We start from the raw sequence: 15,576 nt of genomic DNA, 5'->3' as shown, positions 1-15,576 counted from the left end.
TTCTCCCCCGCTTTCTATTAGCCCACTAGTGAAACAATTTTTTGTGCACCGTCTGCCATAGATTCTGCTGCAACAATATTTAAGCCAGACTCATTTAAAATTTTCTTACCTAACTCTACGTTTGTACCTTCAAGACGTACAACTAAAGGCAATTCAAGACCTACTTGTTTCGTTGCTTCAATAACACCTTCTGCAATAACATCACACTTCATAATGCCACCAAAAATGTTAACGAAGATACCTTTTACATTTTTGTCAGAAAGGATAATTTTGAATGCTTCTGTAACTTTTTCAGCTGTCGCACCGCCACCAACATCTAAGAAGTTAGCTGGATCGCCATGGTAATGTTTAATGATATCCATAGTAGCCATCGCTAAACCTGCACCATTAACCATACAACCGATATTTCCATCTAAAGGAATGTAGTTTAAGTCATATTTAGAAGCTTCGATTTCTTTTGCATCTTCTTCATCAAGGTCACGAAGTTCTAAAATGTCTTTATGGCGATATAAAGCATTAGAATCAAAGTTTAATTTCGCATCTAATGCCATAACTTTACCGTCACCTGTTGTAACAAGTGGATTAATCTCCGCGATAGAGCAATCTTTTTCGATAAACGCACGATATAAGCCCATCATAAACTTCACAGCTTGTCCTACAAGCTCTTTTGGAATATTGATGTTAAATGCAATTCGGCGTGCTTGGAAGCCTTGTAAGCCTACTGCTGGATCAATATATTCTTTAAAGATTTTTTCAGGTGTTTTTTCTGCTACTTCTTCAATTTCTGTTCCGCCTTCTTCAGACGCCATTAAAACAACTTGAGAAGTTGCACGGTCTAAAACAAGACCTACATAATATTCTTTTTTAATATCGCAACCTTCTTCGATAAGTAAGCGTTTTACTTCCTTACCTTCAGGACCTGTTTGATGTGTCACAAGTGTAGTTCCTAAAATGCTCTCTGCATATGTACGAACTTCATCTAAATTTTTTGCAACTTTTACTCCGCCAGCTTTGCCGCGTCCACCAGCGTGAATTTGCGCTTTCACTACACATACATCCGTTCCTAATTCTTTCGCTGCTTCTACAGCTTCTTCTACTGTAAATGCAACCTTCCCGTTCGGAACGCTAACCCCATAGCTTCTAAGGACTGCCTTACCTTGGTACTCATGGATATTCATGGTCCCATCCTCCCCTGTTTTCCTGTTTTACTCGAAAAGTTTTTTAATGTTTAAAAAACATTACATTGCCATTGTATAAGATGATTGGCACGCTGTCTACAATAAAGTGTCAGAAAACTGAAATCGCTTTATTCTTTTTTGAAAATAGTAATGTTTATATGTCAAAATAAAAAATAAGCTGCGTTTTCGCAGCTTATTTTTGAATCATATCTTTAATTGGCGCAAACGATTTTCGATGTTCTTCTAATATGCCATGCGCTTCAATCGCTTCTAAATGTTGTTTTGTACCATATCCCATATGTTGTTCAAATCCATATGCAGGATACTTTTCGCCAAGCTCTTTCATCATACGATCTCTCGTTACTTTCGCAATAATAGATGCAGCTGAAATAGAAATACTTTTTGCATCACCTTTAATAATAGATGTTTGCGAAATTGGTGTAGGGAGTTTCATCGCATCAATTAATAAATATTGTGGTGTACAAGATAAATTCGCAACAGCATCTAACATCGCTTGTTTCGTCGCTTGATAAATATTTATCTCATCAATAACTTGCGGTGATACAATTCCAACTCCAATTGCAATTGCTTGCGCTTTAATTTCATCATAAAAACGTTCTCGCTTCGCCTCACTCAGCTTTTTCGAATCGTTTAGCCCTGGAATATAAAAGTCTTCCGGAAGAACAACAGCTGCCGTCACAACAGGCCCAGCTAGTGGTCCACGACCTACTTCATCTATACCTGCGATATATGTGAGACCTTTTTCACGTAACGCATTTTCATACTTAGACATTTCTAGAAATTTTTCTTTTTCCTTTTGTGCTAACTCTTTTTGTTTATACCACTTTGAAATGAGCTTTTGTACCCCTTTTCGCTCATCTTTCATTAATATCTGAAAGCGGTCGTCCTCTTCACTCATAATTTCTTGCAGTAAATGTTCCGCCTCTTGAATAGTCACTTTTTGCATTGATGCCACTCCCTTTATATACAAAAAAGAAAAGACGTACAAACGCACGCCTTATACTTCTTCTACTTTTTCTGCATCTTCTGTCTGCTCTGCAAACTCTTCTGGTGTTTCAAACGTCATTTTTCCAAGTTTGCCACCACGAAGCTCACGAAGTACAAGTTCAGATGTTTTATCATAATCAATCATTCCGCCGCCCATTAAACAGCCTCTATTTTTTCCAATCGCATCAAATAACTCCACGATGTCTTCTGGAATGTCATTTAAATTATAGCGCTCTTTTAATCGCTCTGGGTAATGTTTCTCCATAAAACGTAGCGCATAAACAGCTACGTCTTGTAGATTTAAAATAGAATCTTTAATTGCACCAGTCGTGGCTAGACGTAACCCAACTAATTGGTCCTCAAATTTAGGCCATAGTATACCTGGTGTATCAAGTAATTCCATTTCCTTCCCAACTTTAATCCATTGCTGAGCTGTTGTCACACCAGGACGATCTCCTGTTTTAGCAATATTTTTCTTCGCTAACTTATTAATCAACGTAGATTTACCAACATTCGGTATCCCCACAATTAATGCACGAATCGCTCTCGGTCTAATACCTTTTGCAACCATTTTATCAAATTTCTCTTTCACTAACACTTTACAAGCCGCTGCAATTTCCTTCATACCTTGTCCAGCCTGTGCGTTAATTGAAATTGCCATATGGCCTTTTTCTTTAAAATATGCGATCCATTGCTTTGTTAAACGATCATCTGCCATATCCGCTTTATTTAAAACAACAAGCCTCGGTTTATGTGTAATAATCTCATCGATCATCGGATTTCGAGAAGATAAAGGTAATCGAGCATCTACAAGCTCAATTACAACATCAATTAACTTTAATTTTTCTGTTACTTGGCGTCTAGCCTTTGCCATATGTCCCGGGAACCATTGAATTACCATGTTGCCACCTTCTTTTTCTTTTATTTCACAATACGAGCATCTTTTAACGGCCAATATAGTATATTTGCCTTTCCAATCACTTGGTCCATTGAAATTGTACCAATCGAACGGCTATCTTTACTAAAACGACGGTTATCGCCTAAAACAAATAATTGACCTTCTGGAACAGTTTTCTTCCCTGTCATTTCTTCAAGAGTGAAATCATATGTAAGCGGTCCGTCAGCAATTTGTTTTTTCTGCTTGTCTAAATACGGCTCCTCATAAGCCTTTCCGTTAACATATAGTTTATCATTACGATACTCTATTTCATCGCCTGGTAGGCCGATAATACGCTTAATATAATCTTTATCTTCCGTTGCTCGGAATACAATAATATCAAATCGTTTCGGATCTCCTATGTGATAACCAATTTTATTAACAATCATTCGATCGCGATCATGTAATGTAGACGCCATCGATACTCCATCTACGAGAATTGGCGCAAAGAAAAACTGTCTAATAACACCTGCTAATACAACAGCTATCAAAATTGCCTTGATCCATTCCCAAAGTGAACTCTTTTCTTTCTTCATGCTTTTCCCCTCCACGATTATGTAAGCTGATCGTATTATATCAAAATTTTATATAGATTGGAAAAAGGGAGCTTGTGCATTTACAAGCTCCCATACATGTCTTATCGAATTTCTTTAATACGTGCTTTTTTACCGCGAAGGTTACGTAAGTAGTATAACTTAGCACGACGTACTTTACCACGGCGAAGTACTTCGATTTTCGCGATTCTTGGCGTGTGAACTGGGAATGTACGCTCTACACCTACACCGTAAGAAATCTTACGAACTGTGAATGTTTCACTGATTCCGCCACCACGACGTTTAATTACAACACCTTCGAAAAGCTGAATTCTTTCACGAGTTCCCTCAACTACTTTTACGTGTACACGTAAAGTGTCTCCAGGACGGAATGAAGGAAGGTCAGTTTTTAATTGGCCTTTTGTAATTTCTGCGATTAATTGTTGCATATTAAATTCTCTCCTTTAAACAGATGCTCTTATAAAGTCTAAATAAATTACAGCGGAACATCGTTAATACGGCCACTGATTTCAGTAGCACAAGTGTTATAATAGCATATTGCTAGGGCTGTTGCAATAGAAAATATATCAAGCCCTTATTTGCCTTCTTTAATCTGTTCTAGCCATTTCTTTTCTTGCTTAGACAATTCTCGTTCTTCCAATAAATCCGGTCTACGTGTGTATGTACGACGTAGTGATTCTTTATGTCGCCATTCATCAATATTTTTATGATTTCCCGACATTAATACATCCGGCACTTTCATACCACGAAAATCAGCTGGACGTGTATAATGAGGGTGCTCTAATAAACCTGTACTAAACGAATCCTCGACTTGTGAAGCATGATTTCCTAGTACTCCTGGAAGGAGACGTACAACACTATCGGTAATAACCATAGAGGCTAGCTCTCCACCAGTTAATACGTAGTCACCAATAGAAATCTCATCTGTTACGAGATGTTCACGAATTCGTTCGTCATAGCCTTCATAATGCCCACATACAAAGATTAAATGTTCTTCCTCTGCAAGCTCTTCCGCTTTCTTCTGAGTAAACCTTTCACCCTGCGGACACATTAAGACAACTCTCGGCTTACGCTCTGTCTCTTTCGTTAAATCTTCTACCGCATCAAAAATAGGCTGAGGAGTTAATACCATCCCAGCACCACCACCATACGGATAATCATCCACGCTATTATGCTTACTCGTTGTATAATCGCGGAAATTGACAACACGAAGCTCTACCGCTTCTTTTTTTTGTGCTTTCTTTAAAATTGAAGATCCAAACACACCCGTAAACATATCTGGAAACAATGTTAAAATGTCAATTTTCATTATAGTAGTCCTTCCATTACATGAATGGTTACTAATTTATTCTCAATGTTAACTTGAAGTACAACATCATCAATATAAGGAATTAACAGATCTTGACCTTTTGGACGTTTAATTACCCAAACATCATTTGCACCAGGAGATAAAACTTCTTTTATTGTCCCTAACGCTTCTCCTTCTTCCGTTACAACGTTGCAACCAATAATTTCATGATAGTAGTATTCACCTTCAGCCAGTTCGCCTAATTGATCTTCAGGTACTTTTAAAAGAGAACCTTTAAACTGTTCTACTTCATTTACATTCCCATATCCTTCAAATGTCAATAAATCAAATGTTTTATGTTGACGATGAGAAGTAATCTTTACTGGGAAAGGCTCTCCACCTTTTTCATTCGATATGTATAACGTATTCCCTACTTTATATCGCTCTTCTGGAAAATCAGTACGAGAAACCACACGAATTTCTCCTTTTACGCCATGAGTATTTACAATTTTCCCTACGTTAAACCATTTTGCCATAAACAGTATGTCACCTCTGGTTTCTATATAAATTAAGCATCCCCATTTCATATATGGAACATGCAATTTCTCTTTAAATGTTAAAAAAGGGAGAGGAATTAACTCCTCGCCCTTTTTACGTTTATTGAATTTCCAGTGTTACTTTTTCACTATTGTGATGTCCCACTGAATACAAGAGCATTCGAATTGCTTTCGCAACTTTCCCCTGCTTTCCAATGACTTTTCCAACATCCTCAGGATGTACAGTTAATCGATACTTTATCTCTCCGTTGTAAAGTTCCTGTGTAACTTTTACATCTTCAGGATGATCGACAAGAGGCTTGACAATCGTCTCGACTAACTTCTTCATAGTCATTGCCTCAATTACTTACCTTGTTTAGATAAGTGGAATTTCTCCATGATACCTTGGTTAGAGAATAAGTTACGAACTGTATCAGATGGTTTAGCACCATTTCCTAACCATTTTAATGCTGCTTCTTCGTTGATCTTAACTTCAGCTGGTTGAGCAACCGGATTGTAAGTACCGATTTCCTCAATGAAACGTCCGTCACGAGGAGAACGAGAATCTGCAACAACTACACGATAGAAAGGAGTTTTTTTAGCTCCCATACGTTTTAAACGAATTTTAACTGCCATTTATAAAGCACCTCCGAATTTATTTCACACAGATAATTATATTAGCAAAAAGACTATTGCTTTGTAAAGTATTTTTTCTTAACAGAGCCATCTTTTTTCCTTACATGAATGGAAACTTCAATCCACCTAGTCCTTTTTTCTTACCTTTTTGCATTCCAGTCATCGTTTTCATCATCTTTTTCATATCATCAAATTGCTTGATTAAACGATTGATTTCTTGTACCGTTGTACCGCTACCTTTGGCAATGCGTTTTTTGCGACTAGCATTGATTATTTCCGGTTGTTCTCGCTCTAATTTAGTCATAGAACGAATAATTGCCTCAATATGCCCAATTTGTTTTTCATCAACTTGTGCATTTTTCAGCCCTTTAATTTTATTTGCACCAGGAAGCATTCCTAACAATTCGTCAAGCGGTCCAAGTTGACGCACTTGTCCAAGTTGTTCTAGGAAATCGTCAAGCGTAAACGAAAGCGTACGCATTTTTTGCTCAAGTTCTTTTGCTTTCTCTTCATCAACTGTAGCTTGCGCTTTTTCAATTAATGTTAAGACGTCTCCCATCCCTAAAATACGGGATGCCATACGTTCTGGATGGAACGCTTCAATTGCATCTAGTTTTTCACCCATACCAGCAAATTTAATTGGCGTATTTGTAACAGCTTTAATAGATAATGCCGCACCACCGCGCGTATCACCATCTAGCTTCGTTAATACAACCCCTGTTAAACCTAACTGTTCATGGAAACTTTGTGCAACATTTACCGCGTCTTGTCCTGTCATCGCATCGACAACAAGGAAAATTTCATCCGGTTTCGCAACTTCTTTCACTTTCGCTAATTCATCCATTAGTTCTTCATCAATATGCAGGCGACCTGCTGTATCAATTAAAACATAATCATGATGATCTTCTTTCGCTTTTGCAATCGCTTGTTTCGCAATTTCAACAGGACTTACTTGATCTCCTAAAGAGAATACAGGCATGTCCAATTGCTTCCCTAATGTTTCAAGCTGTTTAATCGCTGCAGGACGGTAAATATCCGCTGCAACAAGCATCGGTTTACGATTATGCTTTTTACGAAGCAAATTCGCAAGCTTACCTGTCGTCGTTGTTTTACCTGCACCTTGCAGACCAACCATCATAATAACAGTCGGTGGCTTATTAGCAACAGCAATTTTGCTTTGCTCTCCGCCCATAAGTTCTGTAAGTTCTTCCTGTACAACTTTAATTACTTGTTGTCCAGGTGTCAAACTTTTCATTACATCTTGTCCGACAGCACGTTCAGACACACGCTTTACAAAATCTTTTACTACTTTAAAGTTAACGTCCGCTTCTAAAAGAGCTAGACGAACTTCTCTCATCATTTCTTTCACATCGGCTTCAGAAACTTTTCCTTTGCCGCGGATTTTTTGCATCGTCTGTTGAAGTCGGTCGGCTAATCCTTCAAATGCCATATTGCCGCCCTCCTAATCTAATTTTTCGATAGCTTCAACAACTTGTTTCATTTCTTCATTCACATGCTCTTCTTCGCTGATTAGCTGTTTTAGCTTTGCAACAAGTCGCTGTCGCTCTTGAAACTTTTGAAGTAATACTAATTTTTCTTCATATTCTTCAAGCATCGCTTCAGTCCGTTTAATGTTATCATACACGGCTTGGCGACTTACATCAAATTCTTCCGCAATTTCACCAAGAGATAAATCATCTAGATAATAAAGCGACATATAACTTCTTTGTTTTTGCGTTAACAACGATTGATAAAAATCAAATAAATAGTTCATTCTCGTTGTTTTTTCGAGCATGTTGGATCATCCTTTGTTAAGTGATTTCCCTTTACATGAATTAGTTTACATGGAGTACAAAAGAGTGTCAAGTTTTTTTCTTAACATCACATATTTTTATAGAAAAAGAAGCGGAAAATACCGCTTCTTTCACTTATACTTCTTCTGTTTCTACTAAGTTCGCAAATAAACCATATACATATTGTTCTGGATCGAACTGTTGCAGATCATCCATTTGCTCTCCTAATCCAACGAATTTCACCGGTACATCCATTTCGTTACGAATCGCTAATACAATACCACCTTTAGCAGTTCCATCTAACTTCGTTAAAACAATACCAGTAACATTCGTTGCCTCACGGAACGTTTTCGCTTGACTTAAACCGTTTTGTCCTGTTGTAGCATCAATAACAAGTAATACTTCATGAGGAGCTCCTGGTACTTCACGCTCAATTACACGCTTTACTTTCTCCAACTCTTTCATTAAGTTCACTTTATTTTGCAAACGCCCTGCTGTATCACATAGTAATACATCTACTTTACGTGCTTTTGCAGCTTGTACAGCGTCATACATAACCGCTGCTGGATCAGACCCTGATCCTTGTTTAATCACTTCTACCCCAACGCGATCGCCCCATACTTCTAATTGTTCAATCGCTCCAGCACGGAATGTATCTCCTGCTGCTAATAAGACAGACTTACCCTCTGATTTAAACTTATGAGCCATCTTACCAATTGTTGTCGTTTTACCTACACCATTAACACCAACAAATAAAACAACTGTCAAGCCATCCTTTTGCATATTAATTTCATTAGTAAAATCGCTGTCACCTTTATAAATTTCTATTAATTTTTCCGAAATAACAGCTTGTACTTCTCTTGGATCTTGAATATTACGGCGTTGTACTTCTTCTTTCAGCTGGTCAATTAATTCCATCACTGTCGAAACGCCAACATCTGCACCGATTAAAATTTCTTCTAATTCTTCGAAGAAATCTTCATCTACTTTACGGTAACGAAAGACTAAATCATTTACTTTATCTGCAAACGAATTTCTCGTTTTTTCTAATCCTTGTTTAAACTTCTCTGTTACCGTATCCGTTTGTTTTGAAATTTTTTCTTTTAGTTTTTTAAAAAAGCTCATACTGTCCCATCCTTCCTATTTGCTTGCAACTAGTTCTTCTCCATCATCTAAACGAACCGAAACAAGTTTAGATACCCCTGACTCTTGCATTGTTACACCGTACAATACGTCAGACTCTTCCATTGTACCTTTTCTATGTGTAATTACAATAAACTGTGTCTCATCACTAAATTTCTTTAAATACTGGGCAAAACGGGCAACGTTTGCTTCATCAAGAGCAGCCTCTACCTCATCTAGTACACAGAATGGGACTGGGCGCACTTTTAAAATACCAAATAACAGCGCAATTGCCGTTAAAGCACGCTCTCCACCTGAAAGTAAACCTAAGTTTTGCAGTTTCTTCCCTGGCGGTTGCGCTACGATATCAATACCTGTATTTAATAAGTCCTCTGGATTCGTCATGACTAAATCCGCTCTACCGCCTCCAAATAATTCAGAGAACACCGATTGAAACTCCATTCGAATTCCTTCAAATGTAGTAGAAAAGCGTTTTTTCATTTCTTCATCCATTTCAGTAATAAGTTGGTGCAACGTCGTTTTCGCTTCTTCTAGATCATCTTTTTGCTCTAGTAAGAATGTATGACGCTCTGCCACACGCTCATACTCATCAATTGCTCCTAAGTTTACTGTGCCTAGCTCTTCGATGGAGAGTTTAATTAGTTTCACCTTTTTACGTGCATCCTCAGCGGGCATCACCATTGTATACTTCAGTTTTGCCGCTTCAAATGAAATCGTATATGTTTCACGTAAATGTTGTAATCTATTTTCTAACTCCACATCAAGTCGGTTTATTTTTACCTCTTGATCTTTCAACATCTCAAGAATGTATTTATGTTTACCTGTTGTTTCTTTCAGGTTACGCTCTAACTGTTCTACTCTCTCTTGTAACGATACACGTTGTTCACGACGAGAGCGAATTAACTCTGAAGTTTGATTACGATCATATGCTTTCTTTTCAATCATATTCGTAATTTGTTCTTCACCACTTGAATTCGATGTCATTTCTTGTTTTAAGAATGCTAAATCCTCTTTCGTTTTGACAAGCGTTGCATCGGTTTCTTCTTTTTCCTTCGTCAATCGTTCTACTTTTTCTTTTTGATTAGATAAGCGTTGTTGCTTTTCAGCTGCTAACACTTTTAACTCAGTCATTTCTTTTTGAACTTTTTCTTTCGAAGAATGTTGCTCACTTTTTTGTTTTGTTAAAGCTGCTATTTTGCTATCTAATTCCGTAATCTCTGCCTGAAGAGTCGCTAAAATCTTTTCTAGCTCTTCTTTACGGCCTTGCATTTTCACTTGATCCTGCAAGAATCCTTCAATCTCTAAATCGTAAATAGATAAACGATCATTAATACGATGTTCTTCTAATTCTAAGCGACTAATTTCTTCTCTTAATTTCTGTTCATCTACACGTTCTGCTTCTACACTTTGCCTTAGTTCGCGTATTTGCACTTCTTTTTCTTGAATCTCTTGCTTTACTGCTTTAACAAAGTTTTCTAACTTCGTCGTTTTTTCTTCCATATCAGTTAACTTACTCGTCCACTCTTCTAATTCACGTTGACGTCCTAATAAAGAAGATTTCGCTTGTTTTACCGCTCCACCTGTCATAGAACCGCCAGGGTTCACTACATCACCTTCGATTGTTACAATACGATAACGGTATTGTAGTTGTTTCGCCAACTCATTCGCCCCACGTAAATCTTTTGCAACAATAACAGTACCTAATAAATTTGAAACTACATTTTCATATTTATTGTTATATTGCACAAGTTCTGCCGCCACACCTACAAACGATGGATGCTGATTTACAATACGTAATTGCTCAAATGATAACGATCTACCTTTAATAACAGCTTGCGGTAAAAACGTTGCTCGTCCATGTTTATTCTGTTTTAAAAACGCAATTGCATTACGAGCATGCTCTTCTTTTTGCACAACTATATGCTGCATCGCTGCACCTAGAGCGATTTCCATTGCAATTTCATATTCTTTCGGTACTGTTAGCAGTTCTGCAACAGCACCCTCAATACCTTGCAACCTATTTTCTCGAGCTTTTAATACTTCACGTACCCCTTGATAGAAACCAGAGTAGTCCTCTTGCATCTCTTCTAGCATTTCTTTTCGAGAACGTGCCTGTTGTACAAATTGATACGCTTGATACAGTTTTGTTTCATTTTCACTATACTGCGCCTTGCATTTCCCAAGTGCCGCTTCTGTCTTTTGTATATTCGAAAGGATTCCAGCTACTTTTTCTTTTACTTGTTCATAACTTTCCACAAGTTTTGTCTTTTTCGCTGTAATTTCCATACGCATGTCTACATATTTCGCATTTTCTTCATCAAGGCGTTCATTTTTTGAATTTTGTTGTTTAGATTGTTCTTCAATCATTGATAACTCATTACGATGGCTAGCTTGTTGATTTAACAGTTCAATATAGTCACCTTTTAAATTCTCAATTCGTTCCTCTAAATTGTCAGCAAACGTTGCAAGCAATTGCTCATTGTCATGCAATTTCGTCTCCAGCTCTTTTACATGATTTACAAATTGCATCAACACTTCTGTACTCGATTCAATTTCACCATCATAACTTGTAGCTTTTTCTGTTAATTCAACAATTAACTGTTCAAGTTGTGCACAATGCGTCGTTGCATTTTGCTTTCTTTCTTTTAATAGCTCACGCTGTCCTTCTAACTTTTCTAGCTCTTTACTAGAAAGTAAAAGTACTTCTTGCAGGGAATCTACAGACTCATCTACAGCTTGTAATTGGCCTCGTAATTCCTCTAGCTCTTCTTCACCTTTTTGTAAATGTGTTGACATTTTAGCTTCTTCGTTTTTATTATGCCCAAACTGATTTCGAAGCGCTTCCCATTTCTCATGCAATTCTTCAATTTCATGTACAATAAGCGCTGCTTCTACTTTCTCTAATTCTTCTTTTTTCTCGAGATAATCCTTTGCAATTGAAGCTTGTCTTTCTAAAGGTTCTACTTGACTACTTAATTCGTGAATTATATCTTGTACGCGATTTAAGTTTTCTTGTGTGTCTGCTAATTTACCTTCAGCTTTCTTTTTACGAAGTTTGTATTTCAGCACTCCCGCCGCTTCTTCAAATACACCACGACGTTCTTCTGATTTACTACTTAAAATCTCTTCAACTTTCCCCTGGCTAATAATCGAAAAAGCTTCTCTTCCCATACCAGAGTCCATAAATAAATCGATAATATCTTTCAACCTGCATGATTGTTTATTAATATAAAAATCACTATCACCAGAACGAGATACACGACGCGTTACACACACCTCATTATATTCAATCGGTAAACGTTGATCTTCATTATTTAAAGTTATTGTTACTTCAGCAACATTAACTGCTCTTCTCGTATCACTACCTGCAAAAATAATATCTTCCATCTTTGCACCACGTAATGATTTTGCCGATTGTTCACCAAGTACCCAGCGAATGGCATCCGTAATATTACTTTTTCCGCTTCCATTAGGTCCTACTACAGACGTTACACCTGGGACGAAATCGACAGATACACGCTCAGCAAAAGACTTAAATCCTGCTATTTCTAATCTTTTTAAAAACACGAAAGGCCTTCCTCCTATTCTCCGTTGCTATAAATGTTATTTATACAAAAACAACATTTATACGGATTTCCTTTCCTTTTATTCACAAATGAAAGGAAAGTTTCATTCTATGCACAAGGAATCCCCCTCATTCAAAGGGGGATTCCTTATAGTTGTTCTTTTAACTTTTTCAACGCTTCTGCAGCAGCTTGTTGCTCCGCTTCTTTTTTCGACTTGCCACTACCAAGTCCTAAAGCCACGTTATTTAACGTAACACGTGACACAAATTCTCGATTGTGGGCTGGCCCTTTTTCTTGCAAAATTTGATACTCAATATTGCCACTACCATCACGCTGAATCAACTCTTGTAATTGACTCTTATAATCCATCACATGAGAAAAAGCACCTTCATTAATTTTAGGGTATACAATTTCTTTTAAGAAGCCCCATACTGTTTCTAGCCCTTGATCAAGATAAAGGGCACCAATAAACGCTTCAAAGACATCCGCTAATAAAGCTGGTCGTTCACGTCCACCTGTCATTTCCTCACCTTTTCCTAATAAAACAAGGTTACCAAATGACAACTCGTTTGCAAAACGAACAAGAGATGGTTCACATACAATTGCTGCACGTAGTTTTGTTAACTCTCCTTCGCTCATTGTCGGATATTTTTGAAACAGATACTGCGATACAGTAAGTTCCAATACTGCATCTCCAAGAAATTCGAGACGCTCATTGTCTTCATGTGGTTTTTTTCGATGCTCATTCACATACGATGAATGCGTAAATGCTTGAATCAATAATTTTTCATCTGTAAACGTAATACCTATCTTTTCTTGAAATACTTTAAACGCTTCACGATATTTTGTTTCGTATTTTTTTTCTCTATATTTACGGTACGGCATAGGTCCCTCCAGATATAAGCCGAGAAGCCCCGCTAAAAAACGGGACTTCATTCAAGCATTATAGATGACTCTCTATGTAAGTCACAGCATCGCCAACAGTAGCAATCTTTTCAGCATCTTCATCAGAAATTTCCATTTCGAATTCGTCTTCTAATTGCATTACAAGTTCTACTACATCTAGGGAGTCTGCTCCTAAATCTTCCTTGAAGCTTGCAGCTGGTACTACTTCTGTTTCTTCTACTCCTAAACGATCAACGATAATTTTTGTTACACGCTCTAAAACATCTGCCATTCCATTCACCTCCCCTCAAATATTATATTAAATATTGTCCAAAAAAACTAGTTGAAATCGATTCTTTTATTACATTACCATACCGCCATCAACATTTAACGTTTGACCTGTAATATATTTGCTTTGATCGGAAGCAAAAAACGTTACAGCATTTGCGATATCTTGCGCTTCACCAAACTGAGCTGCAGGAATTAATTTTAACATTTCAGCTTTTATATTTTCATCTAATACGTCTGTCATATCCGTCGCAATAAATCCAGGAGCAATTGCATTTACAGTAATATTGCGGCTCGCTAACTCTTTTGCTGAAGTTTTTGTTAATCCAATTACACCTGCTTTAGCAGCAACATAGTTTGCTTGTCCTGGATTACCCGTTACTCCAACAACAGAAGCGATATTAACAATACGCCCATGACGTTGACGCATCATAAAACGAGATACTGCCTTCGTACATAAGAATACACCTTTTAGGTTTGTATTAATAACTGTATCCCATTCTTCTTCTTTCATACGCATTAATAAATTATCTTTTGTTACACCTGCATTATTTACAAGAATATCAACTTGTCCAAATGCATCTACAGTTTGTTTCACCATATTTGTAACGTCTTCAGCATTTGCAACATCTGCTCTCACTGCAATTGCATCCGAACCTAATTTCTTTATTTCATCAACTACTTCATTTGCCTTTTGCTCATTACCAGCATAATTTACTACAACATTTGCCCCTTGTTTCGCTAAATCAATCGCAATCGCGCGACCAATTCCACGTGAAGCACCCGTTACTAATGCTACTTTCCCTTTTAACATCAGTTTTCTCCTCTCAAATTTGAAATGGTATCTTTTAATGTCTCTTCATCGTATATCGCGTATGCTTTCACTGATGAATCAATTGACTTCATAAGTCCAGCAAGTACTTTCCCAGGTCCAATTTCAATAAATGTATCCACCCCTTGATTCACCATGTATTCAATGGATGGGTACCATAAGACAGGCGAATAGAGCTGTTCGATTAGCTTTTCTTGAATATGTGCACCACTTGTAATAACGTCTGCTGTTACATTTGCGATTACCGGAATATTCGTATCTTGAATTGTAATTTCATTTAAAACACTTTGGAATTTCTCCGCTGCTGGCTTCATAAGCGCAGAGTGAAACGGTCCACTTACTTTAAGCGGAATTGCTCTCTTTGCACCATTTTCTTTCGCTCTTTGAGAAGCAATCTCGACTCCTTGCTTTGTTCCAGAAATCACAATTTGCTTCGTACTATTCATATTAGCGATTTGTACTGCATATCCTTCACTTGTTACTTCTTCTGTAACTTGTTTCAGCATATGTGGATCAGCACCTAAAATAGCCGCCATTGCACCTTCTCCGCCAGGAACAGCTTCTTCCATATATTCCCCACGTTTCCTTACAGCATATACTGCATCCTCAAAAGTTAATGCACCCGCTGCTACAAGAGCGCTATACTCACCTAAACTATGCCCTGCGACAAAGTCTGGTGTAATATCATATTCTTTTAAAGCTGTCAAAATAGCAAAACTCGTTGTTAATAAAGCAGGCTGCGCGTTTGTCGTTAACGTAAGCTTTTCTTGCGGCCCTTCAAAAATCACTTCTGAAAGTGAATCTTGCAACACCTCATCTGCTTTCGCAAATACATTTGCAACTTCTTTATTATTCTCTGCTAACTGTTTACCCATTCCAACTGCCTGTGAACCTTGGCCCGGAAAAAGAAATGCTAGTTTTCCCATTTCAAA

17 protein-coding genes are annotated in these 15,576 nt (G+C 37.5%); all 17 read right to left on the bottom strand.

Annotated elements, in window-relative coordinates; all coding sequences use genetic code 11:
* Positions 1-17 precede the first annotated feature (17 nt).
* Positions 18-1,178, bottom strand: a complete 1,161-nt coding sequence (gene sucC / locus AC2CGR_RS18895) for an ADP-forming succinate--CoA ligase subunit beta (protein ID WP_001020785.1) — start codon at positions 1,176-1,178, stop codon at positions 18-20.
* Between the two features lie 193 nt (positions 1,179-1,371).
* Positions 1,372-2,145 (bottom strand): ribonuclease HII, encoded by a 774-nt coding sequence (gene rnhB, locus AC2CGR_RS18890; protein ID WP_087966339.1) that lies wholly within the window; start codon positions 2,143-2,145, stop codon positions 1,372-1,374.
* A 51-nt stretch (positions 2,146-2,196) separates the two neighbouring features.
* Positions 2,197-3,087, bottom strand: a complete 891-nt coding sequence (ylqF, locus tag AC2CGR_RS18885; protein ID WP_000236700.1) for a ribosome biogenesis GTPase YlqF — start codon at positions 3,085-3,087, stop codon at positions 2,197-2,199.
* A gap of 20 nt (positions 3,088-3,107) precedes the next feature.
* Positions 3,108-3,659 (bottom strand): signal peptidase I, encoded by a 552-nt coding sequence (gene lepB / locus AC2CGR_RS18880; protein WP_000711857.1) that lies wholly within the window; start codon positions 3,657-3,659, stop codon positions 3,108-3,110.
* A 101-nt stretch (positions 3,660-3,760) separates the two neighbouring features.
* The gene (rplS, locus tag AC2CGR_RS18875; RefSeq protein ID WP_001186516.1) at positions 3,761-4,105 is read right to left on the bottom strand and encodes a 50S ribosomal protein L19; all 345 of its coding nucleotides are present in this window, start codon (positions 4,103-4,105) and stop codon (positions 3,761-3,763) included.
* A 146-nt stretch (positions 4,106-4,251) separates the two neighbouring features.
* Positions 4,252-4,986 (bottom strand): tRNA (guanosine(37)-N1)-methyltransferase TrmD, encoded by a 735-nt coding sequence (gene trmD / locus AC2CGR_RS18870; RefSeq protein ID WP_484481055.1) that lies wholly within the window; start codon positions 4,984-4,986, stop codon positions 4,252-4,254.
* Positions 4,986-5,501: a ribosome maturation factor RimM gene (gene rimM / locus AC2CGR_RS18865; RefSeq protein WP_484481054.1), complete on the bottom strand. Its 516-nt coding sequence runs from the start codon at positions 5,499-5,501 to the stop codon at positions 4,986-4,988. Before rimM ends, trmD begins: the two co-directional genes overlap by 1 nt.
* Before the next feature lie 121 nt (positions 5,502-5,622).
* Positions 5,623-5,850, bottom strand: coding sequence for a KH domain-containing protein (locus tag AC2CGR_RS18860; RefSeq protein ID WP_000737398.1), 228 nt, complete (start codon positions 5,848-5,850; stop codon positions 5,623-5,625).
* A gap of 14 nt (positions 5,851-5,864) precedes the next feature.
* Positions 5,865-6,137, bottom strand: coding sequence for a 30S ribosomal protein S16 (rpsP, locus tag AC2CGR_RS18855; RefSeq protein ID WP_000268750.1), 273 nt, complete (start codon positions 6,135-6,137; stop codon positions 5,865-5,867).
* Between the two features lie 100 nt (positions 6,138-6,237).
* Positions 6,238-7,587 (bottom strand): signal recognition particle protein, encoded by a 1,350-nt coding sequence (gene ffh, locus AC2CGR_RS18850; RefSeq protein ID WP_000863460.1) that lies wholly within the window; start codon positions 7,585-7,587, stop codon positions 6,238-6,240.
* Positions 7,588-7,599: 12 nt separating this feature from the next.
* Positions 7,600-7,932 carry a putative DNA-binding protein gene (locus AC2CGR_RS18845; protein ID WP_000891062.1) on the bottom strand — a complete coding sequence of 111 codons (333 nt, stop codon included), beginning with the start codon at positions 7,930-7,932 and terminating at the stop codon, positions 7,600-7,602.
* A gap of 133 nt (positions 7,933-8,065) precedes the next feature.
* The gene (ftsY, locus tag AC2CGR_RS18840) at positions 8,066-9,055 is read right to left on the bottom strand and encodes a signal recognition particle-docking protein FtsY (RefSeq protein ID WP_000007648.1); all 990 of its coding nucleotides are present in this window, start codon (positions 9,053-9,055) and stop codon (positions 8,066-8,068) included.
* A gap of 15 nt (positions 9,056-9,070) precedes the next feature.
* Entirely contained in the window at positions 9,071-12,640 is a 3,570-nt protein-coding gene (smc, locus tag AC2CGR_RS18835) for a chromosome segregation protein SMC (RefSeq protein ID WP_131100665.1), read from the bottom strand.
* Positions 12,641-12,786: 146 nt separating this feature from the next.
* Entirely contained in the window at positions 12,787-13,524 is a 738-nt protein-coding gene (gene rncS, locus AC2CGR_RS18830) for a ribonuclease III (RefSeq protein ID WP_029439599.1), read from the bottom strand.
* 58 nt (positions 13,525-13,582) lie between these two features.
* The gene (gene acpP, locus AC2CGR_RS18825; protein ID WP_000786062.1) at positions 13,583-13,816 is read right to left on the bottom strand and encodes an acyl carrier protein; all 234 of its coding nucleotides are present in this window, start codon (positions 13,814-13,816) and stop codon (positions 13,583-13,585) included.
* A gap of 69 nt (positions 13,817-13,885) precedes the next feature.
* The gene (gene fabG, locus AC2CGR_RS18820; protein WP_001980554.1) at positions 13,886-14,626 is read right to left on the bottom strand and encodes a 3-oxoacyl-[acyl-carrier-protein] reductase; all 741 of its coding nucleotides are present in this window, start codon (positions 14,624-14,626) and stop codon (positions 13,886-13,888) included.
* Complete coding sequence (gene fabD / locus AC2CGR_RS18815) at positions 14,626-15,570, bottom strand: ACP S-malonyltransferase (RefSeq protein ID WP_000516953.1); 945 nt, start codon at positions 15,568-15,570, stop codon at positions 14,626-14,628. The genes fabG and fabD overlap by 1 nt, the downstream gene beginning before the upstream one ends.
* Between the last annotated feature and the right edge of the window lie 6 nt (positions 15,571-15,576).

The sequence above is a fragment of the Bacillus sp. LSHTCR4 genome, assembly GCF_057197025.1.
The sequence above is the reverse complement of the archived record's forward strand: the minus strand, read 5'-3'. Positions and strand labels throughout refer to the sequence as shown.